Raw genomic sequence first — 22,767 nt, 5'->3', positions numbered from 1 at the left:
AGCTCGCCGGCATTTGGCGAGCTACACCCGTCCCATTCTTCCCTATCGCGGATGTGGACGGATACCTGAGTTCAAAAAGTGACCGGTCGGACTGTGTCGGACACGTCACTACCGACCCAGCAATCGGCCAGGTGATCGTCTACCATCCCGGTCGCCTGCATCAGTGCGTAGGCCGTTGTCGGCCCGACGAAGCGGAACCCGCGCCGCTTCAATTCTTTTGCCAGAGCTATGGATTCGGGTGTGCTGGCGGGCACATCGGCGCTGGTCGCCGGGCGCGGCCGACGCGCAGGTGCGAACGACCAGAGCAGTTCGTCCAGTCCGATATCGAGGTCCCGGGCAACCCGGGCGTTGCCGATCGCGGCCTCGATTTTCAGCCGGTTGCGCACGATGCCGGTGTCGGCGAGCAGGCGCGCCACATCGGCATCGCCGAACTCGGCGACGCGCTCGATCGAGAACCCGGCAAACGCTTCCCGGAAGGCCGGTCGCTTGCGCAGGATGGTGATCCACGCCAGCCCCGATTGGAAGGCTTCCAGGCATAGTCGCTCGAAGAGCGCGTCGTCGCCGTGCAGCGGCTTTCCCCACTCGTAATCGTGATAATCGCGGTACAGCCGGGTTTGCAGGGGCCAGGCACAGCGGATCCGGCCGTCGTCCTCGACTGCGGCGAGGTCGGCCGCGCTCACTTGGACTCGGGCGCGACCGGTGTCTGCCAGCGCGCGGCCTGTGCCTCGGCCAGTTGGTGTTGTAGCTCGTCGATCCTGGCGGCCAGCCGAGCCAGCGTCCAGTCCACCTCGGACGCCTTGTAGCCGCGCACCACCTGTTGGAATCGCAGCGCCCGCACATCGGCCCCGGAGATCCCCTCGGCGGGTAGCACGGTAGCCGTGGTCCCCTCCGGTAGCGGCCCCAGTTCCTCGGCCCGCCCGAACACCGCACTGGCGAGCAAGAACAGCACCGCGGCGACGAGACCGACGATCAGCACGTACAACAGCAACGTGAGCATGCCAAGAGCTTATTGGCACCCACCGACACTGAGCACATGCTGCCACGCGGAAATCGGACCCGGAGATCGCCGGGACAACTGGTTTCGTACGTACCTGGGTACTCATCGGGGACTGGCTGACTCGTCCACGAGCTCACCGCCGGTCGCCGACGCGATTGCCGTGGCACCGAGTCCGGTCTGAATACGCGGAGAGGCGGGCTAGCGGCGGGTCGTGTCGATGTTGAGGGACATGCCCGCCAGGCCGCGGCGGCGGACGGCGAGTTTGTCGGCGACGTCGAGCAGTGCCTTGGCGGCGGGGGAGTCGGGGTCGCGCAGCACGATCGGGGTGCCTTCGTCGCCCGCTTCGCGAACCGCCTGCTCGATCGGGATCTGGCCGAGCAGCGGCACGTCGGCGCCGACGGCGCGGGTCAGCCGGTCGGCGACCACTTGACCGCCGCCGGAACCGTAGAGCTCCATCCGGCTGCCGTCGGGCAGGTCGAGCCAGGACATGTTCTCCACCACGCCCGCGATCCGTTGCCGGGTCTGCAGCGCGATGGCGCCTGCCCGCTCGGCCACCTCGGCGGCCGCGATCTGCGGGGTGGTGACGACCAGGATCTCGGCGCCGGGAATCAGCTGGGCGATCGAGATGGCGATGTCGCCGGTGCCCGGCGGCAGGTCGAGCAGCAGCACGTCCAGGTCGCCCCAGAACACGTCGGCGAGGAACTGTTGCAGCGCGCGGTGCAGCATCGGGCCGCGCCACACCACCGGGGTGTTGCCCTGGGTGAATTGCGCGATGGAGATCATCTTCACGCCGTGTGCCTGCGGCGGCATGATCATCTTCTCGACCTGGGTCGGTCGAGCGTCCGTGCCGAGCATGCGGGGGATCGAGTGGCCGTAGATGTCGGCGTCCAGCACGCCGACCGAGAGGCCGCGGGCGGCCATGGCCGCCGCGAGATTGACTGTGACGCTGGATTTCCCGACCCCGCCCTTGCCGGACGCGACCGCGTACACCCGGGTCAGCGAGCCGGGCTGGGCGAACGGAATGACCGGGTCCGCCGAGTCGCCACGCAGCTGTTTGCGCAGGTTGGTGCGCTGCTCGTCGTTCATCACGTCGAGATCGACGGTGACCGCGCCGACGCCGGAGACGTCGGCGACAGCCTTGGTGACCCGCTGGATGATCTCGGTGCGCAGCGGGCAACCCGCCGTGGTCAGGTAGACCTCGATGTGGACATTGCTGTCGGGACTGATCGCGACGCTTTTCACCATGCCCAGTTCGGTGATCGGCTTGCGGATCTCCGGATCGTCGACCTTCGCGAGAGCGCCCCGCACATCCGATTCCGTAACTACTGGCATGGCAGGAATTTTAGGCGTGTCAAATTTTGGGCAGGTCCCCGGCCCGTGGTGCGACTCCGCTGCTGTAGGAGGTTTCCCAGGCCATGACGTTCGCGACGTAGGCCATCGAGTTGTTGTAGCGCAGGATCGCCTTGGACTGCTGGGCGAAGTCGCGCATGTTCAATCCGCCGTCGCACAGGTACTTTCCGGCGGTCAGTGCCGCGTCGAAGAGGTTCTGTGGATCGGCGATGCCGTCGCCGTTGCCGTCGGCGGCGTAGCGCTTCCAGGTCTGCGGCAGGAACTGCATCGGCCCGATGGCGCGGTCGTAACCGGCCAGGCCGTCCAGCTCGCCGTCGTCGGAATCGCGAATGACGTTGTTTCCTGCCAGGCTTCCGTCGAGCACCGGGCCGTAGACCGGGCTGATCGGATTACCGTCGGCGTCGGCCTTGCCGCCGTACGCGTGCGTGGATTCGACGCGGCCGATCCCGGCGAGCATCGACCACGGCATGGCACAGCCCGCGTTCTCCGCGGCGAGGATGCGTTCGGCGTTCTCATAGGCCGCGACCGCGATGCCGGGAATCCCCATCGGCCCGGCGGGCATTGCCGCGAGCTGCCGACCATCCTTCAGCGCAACGGTTTTCACCACCGGCGGACCGCCCGGCTTCGCCATCTTGTTGGTAATGAATTCGGCCGTGGCGATCGGTTCCACCAGGGCTTGCGGTTTGGCCCCCAGTGCTTCCTGATCGTCCCCCGGGACGTGCTGCTCGACCGCTGCCGCGGCCTGACTGCCATTTCCCACATCGGACGCGGCAGTGACTGCCACGAGTCCAGCGGGGACCAAACCGGTCAATGCGAGTACGGAGCTGCGCCTGACGGTGACAGCCGGCTTTTTTCGGTGACGCCCCACTGTGCGGTGACCCTCCAATGGCTCGATGTGAGCCCTTCGTGATCGGACGAAGGGAAGGCTACCGCATTCGAGACCTTTTTGTTACTGCTTCGTGACCTCGTTCGAGTGTGGCGTCAGCCCTGGGGGGCGGGCGGCAGCGGAATCACGATGCCGAACGGCAGCGTGATGCCGGGCGGTTGGGTGGGTTGCGGCACGGCCGTCTGGGTGGGCTCGACCGTGACGGTCGGGGCCGATTCGGGGACCGTCGGGGCCGATTCGGGCGTCTGCGCGGTCTGCTGCTCGGGCGCCTGCTGCGGTTGCGGTGCCACCTGCACTTGCGGCGGGGCGGGCGGCTGGGCCGCTTCCGGCGGTGCGACGCACACCGGCGCGATGGGCTGCTCCGGATGCGCGGGATCCTTCGGGGCGGCGGTACCGGCGCCGAAGGTCTGGCCGGGCGCAGCGGGCGCGACCGCGGGCTCGCCCGGCTGCGGCATCGGCGCCGGAATCACCGCGGGCTCACAGGGATTCAGCGGCTTCGGCGGCGGCGGGCAGAAGATGCCGCACGGGATCGGGGGCAGGCCGGGGATGGTGATCATCACCTCGGTCGGCGTCGGTGTCGTCGTGGTGGTGCTCGGCGGGGCGGTGGTGGTGGTCGTGGTGGACGGCGCGGTGGTGTTCACCGCCGTCATGCCCGCCGCCTGCACCTGTGCGCTGCCCGGCGGGATCAAGTCGGGGGAGATGGCCACCTGGGTCGGCGAACCGCCGGTGCGGTAGGCCGCCGCCCAGCTGAGCACGTTGGCGGCGTAGGCGGTGGAGTTGTTGTAGCGCAACACCGCGCGAAGTTCCTGGGCCTGGTCGCGCAGGTTCAGCCCGCCCGAACACAGGTACTTGCCCGCGGCGAGCGCGGCGTCGAAGACGTTGTTCGGGTCGGCGACACCGTCGCCGTTACCGTCGGCCGAGTACAGGCTCCAGGTGCCGGGTAGGAATTGCATCGGTCCGATCGCGCGCACATAGCCGCCACTGGCCGCCTTGATGATCTCGTTGCCGGGCAGCGTGCCGTCCAGCGCGGGGCCGTAGATCGGGGTGACCGTGGTGCCCGCGGCGTCGGTGCGCCCGCCGCCCGCGTGGCCCGATTCGATCCGGCCGATGCCGGCCAGCAGGCTCCAGGACAGGCCGCAGTTGGGCGAGGAGGACTCCATGGCGAGTTCGGCATTGCGGTACGCGGCGAGCACCACTTCCGGGATGCCGAGCGCGCCGCCGACCTGGGGCAGCGAGATCTCTTGCAGCGGTACCCGGCCCGCGAACGGGGCCGACCCCTCGCCGAGCGGGGTCATTGCCCGTAGTTTGCGAGGAGCTTCCTGGGTCACCGGGAGCAGGCCGACTGTCTTAGACAATCCGCTCGCACCGGTGTTGTCCGAGTTGTCTTTCGATCCGGCTGGATTCGTCGACGCGGCCAGCAAGGCCTCGGGAGCCTCGGGCGCGCCGGTGGAGGTGGTGGGGAGAGCGGCTGAGCCTGAGGCGACGAGACCGGCTACAACCAGGGCCGAGACGGTTATCGGAGTAGATATACGCATTCAGCCACACCAATCCTCTACGTCGTGTGAGCGGCTGTCTGGGCATCCCCCGCCCGGCGCTGCTCGGGACAACGCTGTCCAGGTTACCCACCAGTCAGGTAGTTGTTTGGTATTTCCGGTCAATCATCAGCTACGGGCGGTGAAACCGGGGGTGGGGCTTGCTTTCTGGCGGAACTTTTCTTGCGCTGCGGCTTGTCTTCGCTCGCACCCTCGATTCGATCGAGGATCTCCTTCATCTCCTCCAATTCCCTGCGCAAGTAGTCGCGAGTCGCGACTTCGCCGACCGCGATCCGCAATGCTGCGAGTTCGCGGGCCAGAAACTCGGTGTCCGCCTTGGTCTGCGCCGCCCGCATCCGGTCTTCCTCCAGCGCGACCCGGTCGCGGTTGTCCTGCCGATTCTGCGCCAGCAGGATCAGCGGCGCGGCGTAGGCGGCCTGGGTGGAAAACGCTAGATTCAACAGAATGAAGGGGTACGGGTCCCAGCGCAATGCGACGGCGAAGACATTCAACAAAATCCAAACGATCACGATGATCGTCTGGATGGCCAGGTAGCGACCGGTGCCGAGGAACCGGGCCACGCGCTCGCTGCTGCGCGCGAGCGCCTCGGCGTCCCAATCGATGCGGAACCGGGACTCGACCGGCGTTTCGAGGCGCATCCGCGCGCCGCCGACCTTGTCATTCATGTCCGGAAATCCCCTCGTGCAGCTCTGCCTGGTCGCGCCAGTTGTCGGGCAGCAAATGGTCGAGTACGTCGTCCACGCTGACCGCGCCGAGCAGGTGGTTCTCGTCGTCCACCACCGGCCCGCAGACCAGGTTGTAGGTCGCGAAGTAGCGGGTCACCGCCGCCAGCGGGACCTCGGGGCGCAGCGGGGCCAGGTCGGCGTCGAGAATGCCGCCGACCAGGTGGGCCGGTGGTTCCCGCAGCAGCTGCTGGATGTGGACCGACCCCAGGTATCGGCCGGTCGGCGTCGCGGTCGGCGGCCGCACCACGAACACCATGGAGGCCAGCGCGGGCGTCAGGTCGGGGTTGCGCACCCGCGCCAGCGCCTCGGCCACCGTGGTGGACGGCGTCAGGATGACGGGCTTCGGCGTCATCAGACCGCCCGCGCTGTATGGGGAATGTTCCAATAGCCGCCGGACCGGTTCGGACTCCTCCGGGTCCATCAGCGCGAGCAGCGATTCGGCCTCGCCGACCGGCAATTCGCCGAGCAGGTCGGCGGCGTCGTCGGGATCCATCGCCTCGAGCACGTCGGCGGCGCGGCGCACCTCCAGATGACCGAGCAGATCGACCTGCTCGTCGTCGGGCAGCTCCTGCACCACATCGGCCAGGCGCTCGTCGTCGAGCGCGATGGCCACCTCGATGCGCCGCTTCTCCGGGAGTTCGCGCAGCAAGTGCGCGACGTCGGCGGGGCGCAGGCCCTCGAACTGCTCGAGCAGCTGGGTGACGTCCTGGCCGGGCCTGCCGATCTCGTACGGGGTCAATCCGGAGACGTGGATCCAATCCACCACGTGCACGGTGCGGCGGCGTCCGAGCCGGCGATGCCCGCGCACGGCGACCCTGGTCACCCGCCAGTCTCTGGTCCGCGCCTGTTCCATGCCGAGATCGACCACGTGCACGTCCACGCCGACGAGGTCCGGCAGATCCGGATCCTCCACCCGCACCTTGGAATCCACGATCTGCGCGAGGGCGAGCATTTCGCCGGGTCGCTGGGTGAAGCGGCGCAGACTCACCGTGCCGGTGTTCAGTGTCACCACGCCGGGTTCGATCGCGGTGACCCGCAGAATCGGCACGAAAATGCGCCGCCGGGTGGGCAATTCGACGACGAGACCGTGCACGCGGGGCTGCTGGCGGTCGTACCGGATGGCCACGACGACGTCGCGGACCCGGCCGATAGACTCGCCGTCCGGCCCCAACACCACCAGGCCGGCCAGCCTGGCGACGTACACCCTGGTAGCTGCCATGCTTGCCAGGCTAGAGGGTTCGGCGACCGGAAGAAGTACCGCGCCACGATCGACGGGAGTGATCTTGAAGCCGCGCCGTTCGGTGCTTGCCTGTCCAGGCAGCAACAAGAAAATGATCCAGAAGGCGAAGGGCCTGCCGGTCGACGAGGTGTTCCTCGACCTGGAGGACGCGGTCGCACCCGCCGCCAAGGCCGAGGCGCGGGCGAATATCGTGGCGGCGCTCAACGATTCCGACTGGGGATCGCAACTGCGGGTGGTCCGGGTCAACGACTGGACCACCGAGTGGACCTACGCGGACGTGATCACCGTTGTCGAAGGCGCGGGCACCGCACTGGACGCCATCCTGCTGCCGAAGGTGACCGACGGCGGTCAGGTGCGCGCGCTGGACCTGCTGCTCACCCAACTGGAGAAGGCGACCGGACTCGAGGTCGGCCGCATCGGCATCGAACCGCAGCTGGAAAACGCGTTGGGGCTGCGCAATATCGATGAAATCGCCACCGCGAGCCCGCGCGTGCAGGCGCTGGTGTTCGGCCCGGCCGACTTCATGGCGAGCATCAACATGCGCACCCTGGTGGTCGGCGAACAGCCGGAGGGCTACGACACCGGCGATGCCTATCACCACATCCTGATGACGATCCTGCTCACCGCCCGTGCCCACGGTTTGCAGGCGATCGACGGCCCGTACCTGCAGATTCGGGATGTGGACGGCTTCCGGCGGGCCGCCGCGCGCACCGCGGCCCTCGGTTTCGACGGCAAGTGGGTGCTGCATCCCGGCCAGATCGAGGCCGCGAACGAGATCTTCAGTCCGCGCCAGTCCGACTACGACCGGGCCGAGTTGATTCTGGACGCGTACGCCTTCCACACCTCGGTCGAGGGCGGTGCGCGCGGAGCGGTCATGCTCGGCGACGAAATGATCGATGAGGCGAGTGCGAAAATGGCTCAGGTGATCGCGGAAAAGGGCCGGGCCGCGGCAATGACGCGGACCACGCGTTTCACGCCCCCGGGAAACCGGCCGGAATAGCAGAATAGAGACATGACGAATCCCATGGGGAACTCGAATCGCGCACGGCAGGGCCTGCCGACGCCGCCGTCCGGCTGGCCTGTCGGCTCCTATCCCACCTACGCCGAGGCGCAGAAGGCCGTCGACTATCTGGCCGACGGGCAATTCCCGGTGCAGGACGTGACCATCGTCGGCGTCGACTTGATGCAGGTCGAACGCGTCCTCTACCGGCTGACGTGGGGCAAGGTCATCGGCGGCGGCGTGGTGAGCGGTGCCTGGCTCGGCCTGTTCCTCGGTCTGCTGCTGAGCCTGTTCACCACCAGCGGCGCGCTCGGCCCGCTGCTGGTCGGCCTGGTCGGCGGCATCATCTTCGGCGTGATCTCCACCTCGATCCCGTACGCGGCGACCAAGGGGCAGCGCGATTTCGCCTCCACCATGCAGTTGGTGGCCGGGCGCTATGACGTGCTGTGCGACCCGAAGTCCGCGGAACAGGCGCGGGACATGCTTGCGCGGCTGGCCATCTGACGCATGGAGGTGGTGCAGACGGTCCGCACGGGTGTGCTCGACCATTTCGGCGTGCCGGTAACCGGGGTCGATTCGGCGTCGGTGACTTTTCTCGGCTTGGAACCGATCGAGATCCTGCGGATTGTCGACGGCGATCTGGTGCACTACGCGACGGTGGGCGGGTCCCGTCATCCGATGGGCGATCCCACTGCGCTGGTTGCCGATCCGGTGCGCGGGCCGCGGGCCGAACTGGTGCTCACGCTGCGTGCCGCGGCGGGTGCGCACTCCGGCCTGGCCAAGGCGCTCGGCGTGCTTGCCGCCGCGCCCGCGGTGGAAGGTGTTGTGCTGCAAGCGGATGCGTTGATGGACCTGGGTGAGCCGATGTGGCAGAACGCGCCGTTCACCGCGGTGTTGTTGGGGGACAGCGGGATTCCCGAAGTGGTGCTGCCCGACCCGGCCGAGCCGGTGCGCTACTTCGCGGTGACGCCGGTGACCGCGACCGAGGCGGCCTGGGTGCGGGTGCGCGGCGCGCAGGCGTTGCGGGATGCGTGGGCCGAGGCGGGAATCGACGTGTGCGATCCCGAACGTGGCGCCGCCCGAATGTAATCGGCGTTACAGCCAGTTGTTGCGGTGAAAATTGACGTACAACCCGATGCAGATGCCCAGGGTCACCAGGACGACCGAGAAAAAGCCCCACGGTTCCTCGGACCCGGGGATATGGCTGAAATTCATGCCGTAGAGGCCCGCGATCATCGTCGGCACCGCGGCGATCGCGACCCAGGCCGAGATGGTGCGCATGTCGGTGTTCTGCTGCACGCCGACCTTGGCCAGCACGGCACTGATCAGCGCGCTGAGCGCCTCGTCGAAGTCGGTGATCCGTTCGGCGACACCGGCGTGATGGTCGGCCACGTCCCGCAGGTAACGCCGAATCTCTTTGGGCAGTGGCACATCCGGCTTGTGCCCGAGTACCTGCAGCGGAACCGCGAGCGGGTTCACCGCCCGGCGTAGCTCGACCACTTCCCGCTTGAGCTGGTAGATCGACTCGATCGTGATCTTGTTGCGGGGAGTGAAGACCTCCTCCTCCATCGCATCGATATCGAGCTCGATCGATTGCGTCACTTCGATATACGAATCCACCACATGGTCGGCGATCGCGTGCAGTACCGCGCCGGTGCCCAGCATCAGCTGCGCCGGGTCGGCCTCCAGTTCCTTGCGGAGCGAGGCGAGTTCGGAATGCTCGCCGTGCCGCACCGACACCACGAAGTCCGGCGCCGTGAAGACCATGATCTCGCCGGTCTCCACGATCTCACTGACGCTGTGCATTTCGTGCTCGACATAGGCGACCGTGCGCATCGCCAGCACGAGTGTGTCGTCGTAGCGTTCCAGTTTCGGTCGCTGATGCGCCTTGACCGCGTCTTCGGCGGCGAGCGCGTGCAGCCCGAACGTCTCGGCGATGTCGGCCATCTGCGCCTCGTCCGGGTCGTGCAGGCCCACCCAGACGAAGCCCGCGCCCCGATTGCGCACCTCGGCGAGCGCGTCGCGATGGGTGAATCTGCCGGGCAGCCGGTGTCCTTCGACATAGACGCCGCAGTCGACGATGGCCCGCGCGGTCGGGATCGGGATGCGCGGCAGTTGGCGCGGCTCGCGGCCTGACCCACGGAACGACGGTAGCTGCGGTATTGATGGCACCCCGCGATGCTACGTCGCCTGCGCGTGCGGTTCCCGCTGCAGCCCGCGGTGTGAGCGACGGGCCAGGAGGCGGTAGCGAAGTGTCACCACGCAGGGACCCGGGAACGCCGCCGATCGAGCACTGTAAGACTGGAAGGCGTGCGCATCGACCTGCATACCCATTCGACCGCCTCCGACGGCACCGACACACCCGCCGAACTGGTCCGGAACGCGGCCGCCGCCGGCTTGGACGTGGTCGCGATCACCGACCACGACACCACGGCGGGCTGGACCGAGGCGGTCGACGCGCTGCCGAAGGGGCTCACGCTGGTTCGCGGTATGGAGATGTCGTGCGTCGGCCTCGGCGAGGACGGCTGGCCCGTGCCGGTGCATCTGCTCGCTTATCTCTTCGACCCGACCGATCGCGGTTTCGCCGACGAGCGCGAGCGGCTGCGTGGCGAGCGGATCGAACGGGTGCGCGCGATGGCCGAGCGCATGGTGGCCGACGGGTTGCCGATCGACCCCGATGCCGTGCTGGCCTCGGCCGGGCCATCCGCGGGTCGTCCACACTTGGCCAGGGCGCTGGTGGCGGCCGGTGTGGTGCCGAGTGTGGACGCGGCGTTCGAGGAATTGCTCGCGCCGCACGGCCCGTATTACGCCGAGAAAGCCGACACGCCGCTGCGCCGGGCGGTCGAGCTGATCGCCACCGCGGGCGGGGTGAGCGTGCTCGCGCACGCCAGGGCGCGCAAACGGGGCAGGCTGCTCGACTTCGACGACATCAGGGAACTGGCCACACTCGGGCTCGGCGGACTGGAGATCGACCATCCGGACCACTCCGCGCAGGACCGCGCGGTGCTCGCCGAGCTGGCCGCCGAACTGGGCCTGCTCACCACCGGCTCGTCCGACTACCACGGCACCAACAAGACCATCCGCCTCGGTGAATTCACCACCGACCCAGCACAATTCGAGGTGCTCGCGGGCAAGGCGACCGGCGTACCGGTGATCGTCTCGTGAAGGTGCTTCGTGGCCTCAGCGGCATCGTCGCCGCGGGCACCTGCGCGCTGATGCTGGTCGTCATCGGCACCGCGTTCATGGCGGGGCGTCGCGATTTTCCCGGCCCGGGCAGCGAATCGGTGGCCTGGCATGTGGTGTCCGCGGGGATAGCCGTTGCGGCGCAGATTTATTCGGATAAGCGTCGGGGTTTGGTGGCTTTTTCCGGATCTGCGGTTGTTTTCTTGGTCGCCGGATTATTGCTGTGGACCCAGTGGTGGAGTTGATTCGAGGCATTCGGCTGACAACGGATCGAATACGGCCGCGCTAAATATTGCGGTAATGGTTGCGGCTCGGTGAATTGTGGCCGAATATTTCTCTTTGTGACGGAACTCGAGACGGACGTACTGGTTCTGGGCGGTGGCCCCGCTGGAACCTGGGCCGCCGTCTCCGCCGCCGCCACGGGTGCCCGTGTCGTGCTCGCCGACAAGGCCAGGTGCGGCAGCAGCGGACCGACTGCGCACGGCACCACCGCCTTGTGGAACATCCCGCCCGGACCGGCCAGGGACGAGGCAGTACACCGCGGATACGCGCACGGCGGCGGACTCGGCGACCAGGAGTGGATGCACCGGGTGCTGGAGGAGACGCACCGACGCGTCGAGCAGCTGGCCCGCTGGGGCTATCGATTCCCCGGCGCGGGCCCGGGCGGGCGCGGGTCGTCGTTGCGGGTGTATCTCGACGGTGCCAGCTATTTGCGCCGGATGCGGCGCAGCGTGCTCGACGCCGGTGTGCGGATTCTCGATCACCATCCGGCGCTGCAGCTGCTGGTCGGCCGGGATGGTCAGGCCGCGGGTGCGACGGGGGTGCAGCAGCACAATCGGTTCGAGCCGTGGACGGTCCGCGCCGGTGCCGTGGTGGTGGCCACCGGCGGCTGTGCGTTCCTCTCCGGCGGGGCAGGTACCGACGTGGACACGGGCGACGGCCTGCTGTTCGCCGCCGAGGCGGGCGCCCAGCTGTCCGGCATGGAGTTCTCCAGCGCGTACGGCTTGACTCCGGCCACCAACGTGCCTGCTCCGGCCGCGCATTCGAGTTCCGCTTCCGGGCTCGGGCTGCACTTCGCCACCCTCTACGACGAGGCGGGGACGGTCTTGGAAGGTCACCGCGCGGCGGCTTTCGCCGCGATCGCCGACGGCCGCAGGGTGTTCGCCGCACTCGATGACGTGCCCGTCGCGCTGCGTGGCTGGCTGACCGAACAGGGCCTGGTCGACCACACCGGGCGGGTGCCGCTGCGAGCGGTGCTGGAGGGCACCGTGCGCGGCACCGGCGGGCTGCGGCTCGCCCGAGCGGACTGCGCGACCACGGTCGACGGGCTGTTCGGTGCGGGCGACGTGACCACCAGGGAGCCGATCACCGGTGCGGTGAGCGGATTCGGCGGGCAGGGTGGCGCCTGGGCCATCGCCTCCGGGGTGTGGGCGGGCGCGGGCGCGGCGAGATACGCGCGCACTGCCGACCGGCGCAGTCCGGTGTGTGAGGTGCCGGGTGCGGGGCTCAACGCGGTGGCGCGGATCGATCCGCGGGCGGTGGTCGGCCTCGTGCAGGAACACACGCTGCCGCTGCGGCGCAGCTACTGGCGCAGTGCGGGCAGCCTGGTCGACAGCATCGGCGAACTCGACTCGATGTGGCCGGGTGCCGAATTCGACCTCGGCGGCACCGGTCTGGACCGGTTGCGGGCCAGGCAGGCGGCGGCCTTGCTCGCGGTGGCGCGGTGGACCAAATACAGCGCGCTGGCGCGAACCGAAACGCGCGGCATGCATCGGCGCACCGATCACCCCGGGGCCGCCGACGACTGGCGGGTGCGGTTGATGTCCGGCGGCTTGGACAACGTGTGGGTGCGGCCGGACGCGCGGGAGATCGCGATGCTCGACGCGGGGGAGGTGGGCGCCAAGGAGATCGCCGTGACGCCGCCGCGCGGGCCCGCTGTGCCGGGTCGGCGCGAATCCCTGGTGTTCGACCTGCGCGGACCGGTTCCACACGCGCGGGAAGCGGGCGTGCTCAGTGCGCGATCGGCTGCGGTGCCGGACGCGCCGGAGATCGTGTCCGAGGCCGAAGCGGGGCCCCCGCCCGCCGATCAGCTCACACCGGCCGACCCGATCCCGTTGTGACAACTCACCGCCCGGCGCCGGTGGCGTGCGAGTTTTCGCTTACGGCCCGGTAATTCCCGCGGCCTACGCTGGATACCGGCGCGCGACACGGCGGAGACCCGATCGGTTTGGCAAGTCGCGGACCATGCTGGCAGAATGTGTCGGATTCCGTACCTAAGCCACCGCCGGGTACTGGAGTTACGGAGATCTCCGCCTCACGACGCACCGTCGCGACCCGAGGATCACGCCGCATGTTCTGTCCGGACCCACCCGTCCGGCTCCCGCTCCGCGGATCAGTGCCGCGCCACGTCAGCGAAATCGGCTCTGTTGATGCGGCGTCCGCCGGGCACTGCGTGGTTACGCAAGCTGCCGCCTCCGTGCCCGGCTCCCCGCCGACGGGTTTTCGCGACCCGCCGTCGTACGCGAAACGTACCGGTCAGCGCACTCGATGAGCGTAAAGAATCCACTAATACATGTATACCCGGCGGTAACCGTCCCCCGGTTTGTCCGGCCCGAGCAGGAGTGAAATCGTGTCACCTGTGACTGACGCACCGAATGCCACTGCAAGTCTTTCCGAAATCACCCATGACGAGATTTTCGCGGGACATCTCGGAGGCAAGCTCTCGGTAGAACTCAGCTCGCCGCTGGAAACCCAGCGCGACCTGTCGATCGCCTACACCCCGGGCGTCGCTCAGGTGAGCCGGGCGATCGCGCAGGACGTCGAGCTCTGCAAGCGCTACACCTGGACCGACCGTCTCGTCGTCGTGGTCAGCGACGGCACCGCGGTGCTCGGCCTCGGTGACATCGGTCCGCGCGCCTCGCTGCCGGTGATGGAGGGCAAGGCCGCGCTGTTCAAGAAGTTCGCCGGACTGAACTCGATCCCGATCGTGTTGGACACCAAGGACGTCGACGAAATCGTCGAGACGGTCATCCGGCTGCGCCCCAGCTTCGGTGCGGTGAACCTGGAGGACATCTCGGCGCCGCGCTGCTTCGAGGTCGAGAAGCGGCTCATCGAGGCGCTCGACTGCCCGGTCATGCACGACGACCAGCACGGCACCGCCATCGTGGTGCTCGCCGCCCTCAACGGCGCGGCCAAGGTGCAGGGTCGCGGCATCGACGGCATGAAGGTGGTGGTGTCCGGTGCGGGCGCGGCCGGTGTCGCGTGCACGAATATCTTGCTGGCCGCGGGCGTTCGGGACGTCACCGTGCTCGACTCGAAGGGCATCATCAGCCGCGAGCGCAGCGACCTCAACGATGTGAAGGCCGAACTGGCCACCCGGACCAACCCGCGCGGGCTGACCGGTGGCGCCGCCGAGGCACTCACCGGCGCCGACGTGTTCCTCGGCCTGTCCGCCGGTCTGATCGCCGAGGAGCTCATCGCCTCGATGGCCCCGGAGTCGATCGTGTTCGCCATGTCCAACCCGGACCCGGAAATCCACCCCGATGTCGCGCGCAAGTACGCCGCGATCGTCGCCACCGGCCGCAGCGACTTCCCGAACCAGATCAACAACGTGCTCGCCTTCCCCGGCGTGTTCAAGGGCGCGCTCGACGCGGGCGCTCGCCGCATCACCGAAGGCATGAAGATCGCCGCCGCCGATGCCATCCTCAGCGTCGTCGCCGACGAACTGGGCCCGGAGAAGATCGTGCCGAGCCCGCTGGACCCGCGGGTCGCCCCCGCTGTCGCCGAGGCCGTCGCGGCGGCCGCGCGTGCCGAAGGCGTTGCCTGACAGGTTCGCTCACTCGCCGGAAGGCGCCTTGTTCCGATCGGGACGAGGCGCCTTTCGCGTGGTGCGGGCGGATGCCCTGATCCAGAGGTTCAGGGCGACCATCGCACCCAGCGCGACGACGAGGGAGATCGCGAACACGGGATCCTTGTCCGAGTAGCTCGCCCAGACGAACAACAGGATCGCCACGAGGGCGACGTAGCCGCCGATGAACCGGATACTCACGCCTGGAGACGTTAGCCACCTCCGGTGCCGCACGTGCGGTGTTTACAACGAGTGGTCGTCCAGCCAGTTGCGCGCCACCTCGGCGGGCTCGGCCCGCTCGTCCCTGATCCGGCGGATCATGGTGGCGAGTTCGTCGGTGCTGAGCTCGCCCGCAACGTAATTCAGTTTCTCGATCCGGCGCTCGTCCAGCACGCCCTTGCGCAGCAGCGGCAACACGTTCTCGGCGCGCACGGCATAGGTGTCGTCGGACAGGATCGTCAGCCCGTCGGTCGAACCGGGGACCACGGCGGGCGGGCCGGTCAGCAGGCCGACTTGAACCTGCCCGTCCAGCAAAGCCTTTCGCAATGCTTCGGGATCGGGAAACGGTAGCGTCGCGGCGAAGGCGCAGTCCGCCACCTGTTCCAGCGCGGGCGGCAGCGTGATCAGGTCCGGCACCGGGGCGACGCCGACCGTGAGCTGGTCGCATCGCGGCGTGAGATCGGCGATGGTGCGCATGTTGTCGCGCGTCGCGGTCTCGGTGCCGAGCACGACCCGCGGCCGCAGGTCGGTGCCGTCGGCGGCATCGGTGACCACCAGTCCCTCGGGCAGCGACTTGCTCAGCGCGCGACCAACGTGCTCCGGTGTGCGATCGCGGGCGGTGGTGTCGAGGAAGGCCAGCAGCGCGCCGCTGTGCTCGCCGATCAGGTCGATCCGGCCCGCGTCGAGTGCCGACAGGTAGTCGGCACGGCGACCGAGATGCGGTTCGACCGAGGTGTGTGCCCCGGTTCTCGCCAGCGCACCCGCGTAGATCTCGGCGAGCAGTATGGACTCGACCGAATCACCGGCACCGATCGTGATCCGCGCGCCCTGTTCACCGTTTCCGCAGGATACGGCCAGTGCGGCGGTCGCGACGACCAGTAAACGAGCCAGCATCGGCAGCGACGCGGGCAACACCATTCGGCGACACCAACTCTCCGAGAGACCGACAGAGCTAACAGGAACATCCTGAAGCGGGCAGTATGGACACCCAGAATGTACCGGTGGCTGTGCTGCCCCGGGACCTCGCACTGCCAGCTCATGCCGGAAGGACTCCAGTGAAAACCTCGATCAACCCCGATGCCGCGCGGCACGGCCGATCGGCGCTGCGGCTCGCGCTGCGCGCCGCCCGGTTCATCGTCGCCGCCACGGCACTGGCCGCCGCCATGATCCTGTCCGCGTGTGGCAACTCCGACCCGCTGGCCGGCAAGGGCAGCTGCGAAGGCGACGGGCTCATCGTCGGCTCGGCGAACTTCCCGGAGTCGGAGACCGTCGCGGAAATATACGCGGAGGTATTGCGTATCAACGGCTTCAAGGTCGACACCAAGCTGAATATCGGCAGTCGTGAGGCCTACGTCCCGGCCGTGCGTCAGTGCGCGATCTCGGTGATCCCCGAATACACCGGCAACCTGCTGCAGTACCTGGACAAGGACGCGACCGCGACCAGCGCCGCCGAGGTCGAGAGCGCGTTGACCAAGGCGCTCGGCTCGGAGCTCGCCATCGGTACCCCGGCCCCCGGTGAGGATTCCGACGCGGTGGTGGTCACTCGCGCCACCGCCGAACGCTGGAACCTGCGCACCATCGCCGACCTGGCCGCGCACTCGGCCGAGGTGAAATTCGGTGCGCCGGCGGAATTTCAGGAGCGCGCGGGCGGGCTGCCCGGCCTGAAGAAGAACTACAACCTCGACATCGCCCCGAACAACTTCGTGCCGATCGCCGACGGCGGCGGGCCCGCCACCGTGCGCGCGCTGGTCGAGGGCCAGGTGACCGCGGCCGACATCTTCACCACCTCGCCGGCCATCGTGCAGAACGACCTGGTGGTGCTGGAAGATCCGAAGCGCAACTTCGCCGCGCAGAACGTGGTCCCGCTGCTGAATTCGGCCAAGAAGTCCGACAAGGCGCTGGCCGCGTTGAACGCCGCCTCGGCGAAGCTGACCACAGCGGAGCTCATCGAACTGAACGAAGCCGTGTCCGGTAGCAGCAAGACCGAGCCCAAGGCCGCGGCAGTCGCCTGGGTAGCCGAACAAGGGCTGAACACGCCGACCGGTTAGGGGAAAACCGTTGTCCGATATCGAATTCAACGGCATCAGCAAGACCTATCCGGACGGCACGCACGCCGTCACCGATCTCGATCTGCGTATTGATTCCGGTACGTTCACCGTGTTCGTCGGCCCGTCCGGCTGCGGCAAGACCACGTCCATGCGGATGATCAACCGGATGATCACGCCCAGCTCCGGCACGATCACCATTGCCGGACAGGACATTTCGAAGGTCGATCCGGTCAAGCTGCGGCTCGGTATCGGCTACGTGATCCAGAGCGGCGGACTGCTGCCGCACCGCACGGTCGTCGACAATGTGGCGACCGTGCCGGTGCTGCGCGGTGATTCGCGCAAGGCGGCTCGCGCGGCGGCGCTGGAGGTGCTCGATCGGGTAGGGCTGGACCGGTCGTTGGCCGGCCGGTATCCGGCGCAGCTCTCCGGTGGGCAGCAGCAACGCGTCGGGGTGGCGCGGGCATTGGCCGCCGACCCGCCGGTGCTGCTGATGGATGAGCCGTTCAGCGCCGTCGACCCGGTGGTCCGGGCCGAGTTGCAGAGCGAAATGCAAAGGCTGCAAGCGGAATTGCAGAAGACCATCGTGTTCGTCACGCACGACATCGACGAGGCGATCACGCTGGGTGACCGGGTCGCGGTGTTCGGGCGCGGCGGTGTGTTGCAGCAGTACGACCCGCCCGATCACGTGCTCGCCCAGCCTGCCACCGATTTCGTCGCCGATTTCGTCGGGCGCGACCGCGGCTATCGCGGACTGTCCTTTCGGTCCGCGAAAGATGTTCCGCTGCACGAGATCCGGACCGCGTCCGCGGCCGAAGTGACCGCGCTGCGGTTGGCTCGCGGCGATTGGGTGCTGGTCGTCGACGCGGAGGGCAGGCCGAACGGCTGGGTTGACGTGACCGGCGTGGAGGCGGTGCGCGCCGGACGTTCGCTGGCGGAGAGCACGTCCGCGGGTGGTTCGCTGTTCACGCCGACCGGCGACCTGCGGCAGGCGCTGGACGCCGCGATCTCCTCGCCGTCCGGAGTCGGTGTCGCCGTGGATGATTCGGGTGCGGTGCGGGGTGGCGTGCTGGCCACCGAGGTGCTGCAGCAGCTGGCCGGTCAGCGGGCCACCGAGGACGCCGACCGCAATCGACACTTCTTCGAGCAGGAAGTGAGCGGCGGGGGGCCGACGTGCGGTATTTGATCGACAACTTCGCCGAGATCATGGGTTTTACCAAAACCCATCTGTACCTGGCGCTGGTGCCGCTACTGCTCGGGTTGGTGATCGCGATTCCGGTGGGTGCGCTGGTTCGCCGCGTCGCTTGGCTGCGCCGGGTGACGGTGACCGTGGCGAGCCTGTCGTACACCATTCCGTCGTTGGCGTTGTTCGTGATCATTCCGCCGCTGGTCGGGATCTCCACCATCGATCCGTTGAACGTGATCATCGCGTTGACGGTGTATTCGACCGCGCTGCTGGTGATCGCGGTGCCCGCGGCGCTGGATTCGGTGTCCGCCGAGGTGATCGACGCCGCCGACGCGGTCGGGTTCAGCCCGCTGCGCCGCACGCTCACCGTCGACATGCCCTTGGCCATCCCGGTTTTCGTGTCCAGCCTGCGGGTGGTGGTGGTCACCAATATCGCCATGGTGTCGGTCGGCGCGCTGATCGGTGTCGGCGGCGTCGGCAAGCTGTTCACCCAGGGCTACCAGCGGGACTATCCGGACGAGATCGTCGCGGGCATCATCGTTATCTTGGCGCTGGCCTTGATCTTCGACCGTCTCGTCTATGCGCTCGGCCGCTGGTCGACGCCGTGGGTGCGGGCCGACGTCAGGTCCGCGCAGGCGAAAGGCGGTGCGTTGTGAATCTTTTCATCGACGCCTGGCACTACCTCACCGACGGCGCGAACTGGAACGGGCCCGCGGGCATCGAAACCCGGATCGCCCAACATCTTTGGTACAGCTTTCTCACCATCGTGATTTCCGCCGCGATCGCGGTGCCGCTCGGCCTGGTGATCGGTCACACCAAGCGCGGCGCCGCGCTGCTCGTCGGCTTCGCCAACGCCATGCGCGCCCTGCCGACGCTCGGCCTGCTCACCTTCCTGGTGCTGCTGCTCGGTCTCGGTTTGATTCCGCCGCTGCTCGCCCTGGTGACCGTCGGCATTCCGCCGCTGCTCGCCGGTGCCTATGCCGGAATCGCCAATGTGCCGGCCGACGTCGTCGACGCCTCGCGGGCCATGGGGATGACCGAACGGCAGATCCTGTTCCGCGTCGAGGTGCCCAATGCGATGCCCATCCTGCTCACCGGCCTGCGCGGTGCCACCCTCCAGGTGGTCGCCACCGCGACCATCGCGGCTTACGTCAACCTGGGCGGCCTAGGTCGTTACATCTTCGACGGCATCAGCCTGTATCGGTACGACCGGGTCCTGGTCGGCGCGCTGCTGGTCGCCGTCTTGGCCATGGTGCTCGATGGCCTGCTCGCCATTACCGTGTGGGCGAGCACGCCCGGCACCGGCCGGATGCAGCGCACGTATGTCCTGCCCGCGGCCCCCGACCTGAGCGTGCGGTCCGCCGACTGAACTCGGTCCATCGCGCGAGCCCGGCCGCCGGGCGGGTGCGCGGTGCTTCGAATCACCTTTCACATCGAGCGATCTGTCTTGCAGCTGCATTGTTCCGCGCCGTATATTCCGTTTGGAGTATTTGGCGTGGGGCATGTCCGAGGGTGCGGCTAGCGTTCGCCTCGAATCGACGGCTCCGGCTCGCGCGACGAGCGATCTACGGGAGGTAATGGGAATGGCGCAGCAGGCGCGTCCGGCGGTGACGCCACTGGCGATCGCCGTGCTCGCGCTGCTCGAGGAGCGGCCGATGCATCCGTACGAGATGTTTCAGTTGCTGATCGCGCGCCGGGAAGATCGGCTGGTCAAGGTGCGGCCCGGCTCGCTGTATCACACGGTGACACGGCTGGCCGAGCAGGAATTCGTCCGGTCCGAAGGTGTCGACCGTGAAGGCAACCGGCCCGAACGCACCACCTATCGGATCACCGAACGTGGCAGAGCGGCACTACGTGCCCGGATCACCGAGATCCTGCGGTATCCGGCACCGGAGTATCCGGTGTTCCCGATCGCGCTGGGCGAGGCGCACAACCTGCCCAAGGACGATGTGCTCGCCTTGTTGCGCGAGCGCGTCGGGCATTTGGCTGCCGAGCTCGCCGAGGTCGACTCGATGATCGAGTGGGCGAGTGGGCGCGGGGTTCCGCGCCGCTACACCATCGTGCTCCCTTATCAGCGCGCCAGGCTCAGCGCGGAGATCGCCTGGATCCAGAGCTTCCTCGCCGAATTGGACAGCGGGACACTGGAATGGGACGACTTCGATCCGGCCACCGGTGAGCGGGCCGTCGAGGCGTACTGCGATCGACCGAATGCCGATCATGCCGAGCCGCCGAGCCTCGGCGCCGGTCTGCCCCCGCCCTCGGCCGACGCCGCCGCGCCGTCCGTCGTTCTTCCCCCGTCATCGGTAACCGCCGAGATAGGAACTCCGAATTCATGACCACCCAACGCAATCCGTGGCTGGCGCTCACCGCGCTGGTCGTCGGCTTCTTCATGATCCTGCTGGACATGACCATCGTCGCGGTCGCCAACCCGGCGATCATGACGAACCTGCACGCCGACATCTCCCAGGTGATCTGGGTGACCAGCGCCTACCTGCTCAGCTACGCGGTGCCGCTGCTGGTCACCGGTCGGCTCGGTGATCGCTTCGGCCCCAAGAACATCTATCTGGTCGGGCTCGCCGTGTTCACCGCCGCGTCGCTGTGGTGCGGGCTGTCCGGCAGCATCGCCATGCTGATCGCCGCGCGCGCCGTGCAGGGCATCGGCGCGGCGCTGATGACGCCGCAGACCATGGCGGTGATCACCCGCACCTTCCCGCCGGACAAGCGCGGCGCGGCCATGGGGCTGTGGGGCGGCGTGGCGGGTCTGGCCACGCTGATCGGGCCGATCCTCGGCGGTGTGCTGGTCGACGGCCTCGGCTGGGAATGGATCTTCATCGTCAATGTCCCGCTCGGCATTATCGCGTTCGCGCTGGCGGTGTGGCTGGTGCCCGCGCTGCCGACGAACCGGCACAAGTTCGACATCCCGGGCGTGCTGCTCAGTGGTGTCGGCATGTTCCTGGTGGTGTTCGGCATCCAGGAGGGCAACAGCTACGACTGGTCGCTGCGCATCTGGGTGATGATCGGCCTCGGACTGGTGGTGCTCGGCGCCTTCGCGGTGAACCAGGCACGCAACAGCGGCGAACCACTGTTGCCGCTGAGCCTGTTCAAGGATCGCAACTTCGCCTTGTCCAACACCGCGATCGCCGCGATGGGCGCGGCGGTCACCGCGTTCATGGTGCCGTCCTACTTCTACCTGCAGGCGGTGCGCGAGCTGTCGCCGACCGAGTCGGCGCTGGTGTTCGCGCCGATGGCGATCGTCACCGGCATCTTCGCGCCGTTCATCGGCAAGTTCGCCGACCGGGTGCAGCCACGGATCGTGCCGACCATCGGCTTCGCGCTGTTCGCGGTGTCGATCTTCTGGTTCTCCGCACTGATGACGCCGGACTCTTCGATCGTCTGGTTCCTGGTGTCGGCCGCGCTGGCCGGTTTCGCGAACGCCTGCATCTGGGGTCCGCTCGCGTCGACCGCCACGCACAACCTGCCGGTCCAACAGGCCGGTGCGGGTGCGGGGGTCTACAACACCACCCGCCAGGTCGGTTCGGTTCTCGGCAGTGCCGCGATCAGCGCGCTCATCGCCGCCCGGATGTCGGCCAACGGCCTCGGCGGCGGCAAGGTCGCCGAAGGCGGTGCGGGCCAAGGGCCCGTCCCCGAATTCGTCGAGGACGCCTTCAGCACCGCCCTCAGCCAGGCCACCCTCCTCCCCGCCGCCATCCTCCTGATCGGCGTCATCGCCTCCGCCCTCTTCCTCCGCCACGGCCGAGGCTTCCCGGCCAAGCCGAAGGATGAGCCGATCACGGCCGATTCACTGGCCAGCTGAGTCAGGAGTGCTGCGTCCCACAGACATTCGTCGGTGGGGTGCAGCATTCGACCGGGCGATGGTCAGCGAACCAGCTCCGATAGTCGAGTCCAGTCGATTCGTATCCGAATCGGCATGTCGATCACGACCTCTGTGCTGGTCGGCTCGAGCACGGCGTGTAAGCGGTACTGATCATGGGCGTGATCGAGTACATGAATTGCTATGGACGCGACCTGGTTGTCGTCTGTCCAAACAATCCAATACCAAGGAATACCCGCAAGCGCATACTCAGCTTTCTTCTCGGCGATATCGATTTTCTCAGACGTTGGTGAGACGACTTCGATAGCCAGCTTCACCATCGACGCGGGCAAAGGCCGAAGCTCCTCCGGAGCGCAGTCGAAAAGCGCCACGTCGGGCCGTCTGATCGTGGCGTTGGGAAACTCCCAGAGCACGACATCGAAGTCGGTGTCGACGTCCAAGCAGCCGTCCTGATGGCGATTCATGTGCGTTTCAGCTGCCACCTCGACCAGGTCGGCGATTCGTCGGGCGGCTTTCTGATGCCGCCGCGTCAGCGATTCGGCCCGGACGGCTTCGCCGTTGACGACTTCGACGAGACGGCAGAAAGCTTCTGGAAGTTCTTTCCAGATCGCCACCGTGATCGGCTCTGGCTGGAGGTTCTCTTCTTTGGCCCAATCGAATACGGCGGACACGCAGCGCTCCTCTGGGCGGGCAACGGATTCCTT

Annotated in this window: 24 protein-coding genes; 13 read left to right on the top strand and 11 right to left on the bottom strand. The window is 67.8% G+C overall.

Features of this window, described 5'->3' with window-relative positions; genetic code table 11:
- Nucleotides 1-71: 71 nt before the first annotated feature.
- The 7 genes from ACFK0J_RS33585 to ACFK0J_RS33555 form a co-directional block, all read right to left on the bottom strand.
- A complete protein-coding gene (locus ACFK0J_RS33585) occupies nucleotides 72-680 on the bottom strand; it encodes a DNA-3-methyladenine glycosylase I (protein WP_378733726.1) in 609 nt (202 codons plus the stop codon).
- Nucleotides 677-997: a DivIVA domain-containing protein gene (locus ACFK0J_RS33580; RefSeq protein WP_378733725.1), complete on the bottom strand. Its 321-nt coding sequence runs from the start codon at nucleotides 995-997 to the stop codon at nucleotides 677-679. Before ACFK0J_RS33580 ends, ACFK0J_RS33585 begins: the two co-directional genes overlap by 4 nt.
- Before the next feature lie 198 nt (nucleotides 998-1,195).
- Nucleotides 1,196-2,329: an Mrp/NBP35 family ATP-binding protein gene (locus ACFK0J_RS33575; RefSeq protein WP_378733724.1), complete on the bottom strand. Its 1,134-nt coding sequence runs from the start codon at nucleotides 2,327-2,329 to the stop codon at nucleotides 1,196-1,198.
- Nucleotides 2,330-2,348: 19 nt separating this feature from the next.
- Nucleotides 2,349-3,215, bottom strand: coding sequence for a lytic transglycosylase domain-containing protein (locus ACFK0J_RS33570; protein ID WP_378733723.1), 867 nt, complete (start codon nucleotides 3,213-3,215; stop codon nucleotides 2,349-2,351).
- Between the two features lie 113 nt (nucleotides 3,216-3,328).
- Nucleotides 3,329-4,528, bottom strand: a complete 1,200-nt coding sequence (locus ACFK0J_RS33565) for a lytic murein transglycosylase (protein ID WP_378733722.1) — start codon at nucleotides 4,526-4,528, stop codon at nucleotides 3,329-3,331.
- 359 nt (nucleotides 4,529-4,887) lie between these two features.
- Complete coding sequence (locus ACFK0J_RS33560; RefSeq protein ID WP_378733721.1) at nucleotides 4,888-5,451, bottom strand: DUF1003 domain-containing protein; 564 nt, start codon at nucleotides 5,449-5,451, stop codon at nucleotides 4,888-4,890.
- A complete protein-coding gene (locus tag ACFK0J_RS33555; RefSeq protein ID WP_378733720.1) occupies nucleotides 5,444-6,730 on the bottom strand; it encodes a magnesium transporter MgtE N-terminal domain-containing protein in 1,287 nt (428 codons plus the stop codon). The genes ACFK0J_RS33560 and ACFK0J_RS33555 overlap by 8 nt, the downstream gene beginning before the upstream one ends.
- 64 nt (nucleotides 6,731-6,794) lie before the next feature.
- Between ACFK0J_RS33555 and ACFK0J_RS33550 the strand changes: the two genes are divergently transcribed.
- The 3 genes from ACFK0J_RS33550 to ACFK0J_RS33540 are packed head-to-tail and all read left to right on the top strand — an operon-like array spanning nucleotide 6,795 to nucleotide 8,840.
- Nucleotides 6,795-7,751, top strand: coding sequence for an HpcH/HpaI aldolase/citrate lyase family protein (locus ACFK0J_RS33550; RefSeq protein WP_378743222.1), 957 nt, complete (start codon nucleotides 6,795-6,797; stop codon nucleotides 7,749-7,751).
- 12 nt (nucleotides 7,752-7,763) lie between these two features.
- Nucleotides 7,764-8,255, top strand: a complete 492-nt coding sequence (locus ACFK0J_RS33545; RefSeq protein ID WP_218471365.1) for a general stress protein — start codon at nucleotides 7,764-7,766, stop codon at nucleotides 8,253-8,255.
- Between the two features lie 3 nt (nucleotides 8,256-8,258).
- Nucleotides 8,259-8,840, top strand: a complete 582-nt coding sequence (locus tag ACFK0J_RS33540) for a suppressor of fused domain protein (protein WP_378733719.1) — start codon at nucleotides 8,259-8,261, stop codon at nucleotides 8,838-8,840.
- Nucleotides 8,841-8,846: 6 nt separating this feature from the next.
- On the opposite strand, the gene ACFK0J_RS33535 is transcribed toward ACFK0J_RS33540, so the two are convergent.
- Nucleotides 8,847-9,923, bottom strand: a complete 1,077-nt coding sequence (locus ACFK0J_RS33535) for a magnesium and cobalt transport protein CorA (protein ID WP_218471363.1) — start codon at nucleotides 9,921-9,923, stop codon at nucleotides 8,847-8,849.
- Between the two features lie 138 nt (nucleotides 9,924-10,061).
- Between ACFK0J_RS33535 and ACFK0J_RS33530 the strand changes: the two genes are divergently transcribed.
- The 4 genes from ACFK0J_RS33530 (at nucleotide 10,062) to ACFK0J_RS33515 (ending at nucleotide 14,760) form a co-directional block, all read left to right on the top strand.
- On the top strand, nucleotides 10,062-10,916 hold the full coding sequence (locus ACFK0J_RS33530; RefSeq protein WP_378733717.1) for a PHP domain-containing protein: 855 nt from the start codon (nucleotides 10,062-10,064) through the stop codon (nucleotides 10,914-10,916).
- Complete coding sequence (locus tag ACFK0J_RS33525) at nucleotides 10,913-11,179, top strand: hypothetical protein (RefSeq protein ID WP_378733716.1); 267 nt, start codon at nucleotides 10,913-10,915, stop codon at nucleotides 11,177-11,179. Before ACFK0J_RS33530 ends, ACFK0J_RS33525 begins: the two co-directional genes overlap by 4 nt.
- Before the next feature lie 96 nt (nucleotides 11,180-11,275).
- Nucleotides 11,276-13,054: an FAD-binding protein gene (locus tag ACFK0J_RS33520; protein WP_378733715.1), complete on the top strand. Its 1,779-nt coding sequence runs from the start codon at nucleotides 11,276-11,278 to the stop codon at nucleotides 13,052-13,054.
- Between the two features lie 509 nt (nucleotides 13,055-13,563).
- Nucleotides 13,564-14,760, top strand: coding sequence for an NADP-dependent malic enzyme (locus ACFK0J_RS33515; RefSeq protein WP_378733714.1), 1,197 nt, complete (start codon nucleotides 13,564-13,566; stop codon nucleotides 14,758-14,760).
- A gap of 9 nt (nucleotides 14,761-14,769) precedes the next feature.
- On the opposite strand, the gene ACFK0J_RS33510 is transcribed toward ACFK0J_RS33515, so the two are convergent.
- Both ACFK0J_RS33510 and ACFK0J_RS33505 read right to left on the bottom strand, forming a co-directional pair.
- Nucleotides 14,770-14,982 (bottom strand): hypothetical protein, encoded by a 213-nt coding sequence (locus tag ACFK0J_RS33510; protein ID WP_378733713.1) that lies wholly within the window; start codon nucleotides 14,980-14,982, stop codon nucleotides 14,770-14,772.
- Nucleotides 14,983-15,024: 42 nt separating this feature from the next.
- Nucleotides 15,025-15,918: an ABC transporter substrate-binding protein gene (locus ACFK0J_RS33505; RefSeq protein WP_378733711.1), complete on the bottom strand. Its 894-nt coding sequence runs from the start codon at nucleotides 15,916-15,918 to the stop codon at nucleotides 15,025-15,027.
- A 245-nt stretch (nucleotides 15,919-16,163) separates the two neighbouring features.
- Here ACFK0J_RS33505 and ACFK0J_RS33500 point away from each other — a divergent pair, with 245 nt between their 5' ends.
- The 6 genes from ACFK0J_RS33500 to ACFK0J_RS33475 all read left to right on the top strand — a co-directional run bounded on the left by ACFK0J_RS33500 (nucleotide 16,164) and on the right by ACFK0J_RS33475 (nucleotide 22,045).
- Nucleotides 16,164-17,048 carry an ABC transporter substrate-binding protein gene (locus ACFK0J_RS33500; RefSeq protein WP_378743220.1) on the top strand — a complete coding sequence of 295 codons (885 nt, stop codon included), beginning with the start codon at nucleotides 16,164-16,166 and terminating at the stop codon, nucleotides 17,046-17,048.
- A gap of 10 nt (nucleotides 17,049-17,058) precedes the next feature.
- Complete coding sequence (locus tag ACFK0J_RS33495) at nucleotides 17,059-18,231, top strand: ABC transporter ATP-binding protein (protein WP_378733710.1); 1,173 nt, start codon at nucleotides 17,059-17,061, stop codon at nucleotides 18,229-18,231.
- Nucleotides 18,219-18,887, top strand: coding sequence for an ABC transporter permease (locus tag ACFK0J_RS33490; RefSeq protein ID WP_378733709.1), 669 nt, complete (start codon nucleotides 18,219-18,221; stop codon nucleotides 18,885-18,887). Before ACFK0J_RS33495 ends, ACFK0J_RS33490 begins: the two co-directional genes overlap by 13 nt.
- Complete coding sequence (locus ACFK0J_RS33485) at nucleotides 18,884-19,600, top strand: ABC transporter permease (protein ID WP_378733708.1); 717 nt, start codon at nucleotides 18,884-18,886, stop codon at nucleotides 19,598-19,600. Before ACFK0J_RS33490 ends, ACFK0J_RS33485 begins: the two co-directional genes overlap by 4 nt.
- A gap of 214 nt (nucleotides 19,601-19,814) precedes the next feature.
- The gene (locus ACFK0J_RS33480; protein WP_378733707.1) at nucleotides 19,815-20,567 is read left to right on the top strand and encodes a PadR family transcriptional regulator; all 753 of its coding nucleotides are present in this window, start codon (nucleotides 19,815-19,817) and stop codon (nucleotides 20,565-20,567) included.
- On the top strand, nucleotides 20,564-22,045 hold the full coding sequence (locus ACFK0J_RS33475) for a DHA2 family efflux MFS transporter permease subunit (protein WP_378733705.1): 1,482 nt from the start codon (nucleotides 20,564-20,566) through the stop codon (nucleotides 22,043-22,045). Before ACFK0J_RS33480 ends, ACFK0J_RS33475 begins: the two co-directional genes overlap by 4 nt.
- 62 nt (nucleotides 22,046-22,107) lie before the next feature.
- Here the strand turns inward: ACFK0J_RS33475 and ACFK0J_RS33470 are convergent, their stop codons facing one another.
- Nucleotides 22,108-22,734 carry a Uma2 family endonuclease gene (locus ACFK0J_RS33470; protein ID WP_378733704.1) on the bottom strand — a complete coding sequence of 209 codons (627 nt, stop codon included), beginning with the start codon at nucleotides 22,732-22,734 and terminating at the stop codon, nucleotides 22,108-22,110.
- Between the last annotated feature and the right edge of the window lie 33 nt (nucleotides 22,735-22,767).

The organism is Nocardia brasiliensis (assembly GCF_042691675.1).
Taxonomy (GTDB): Bacteria; Actinomycetota; Actinomycetes; order Mycobacteriales; family Mycobacteriaceae; genus Nocardia; species Nocardia brasiliensis_D.
This window is presented reverse-complemented; position numbering and strand designations above follow the sequence as displayed.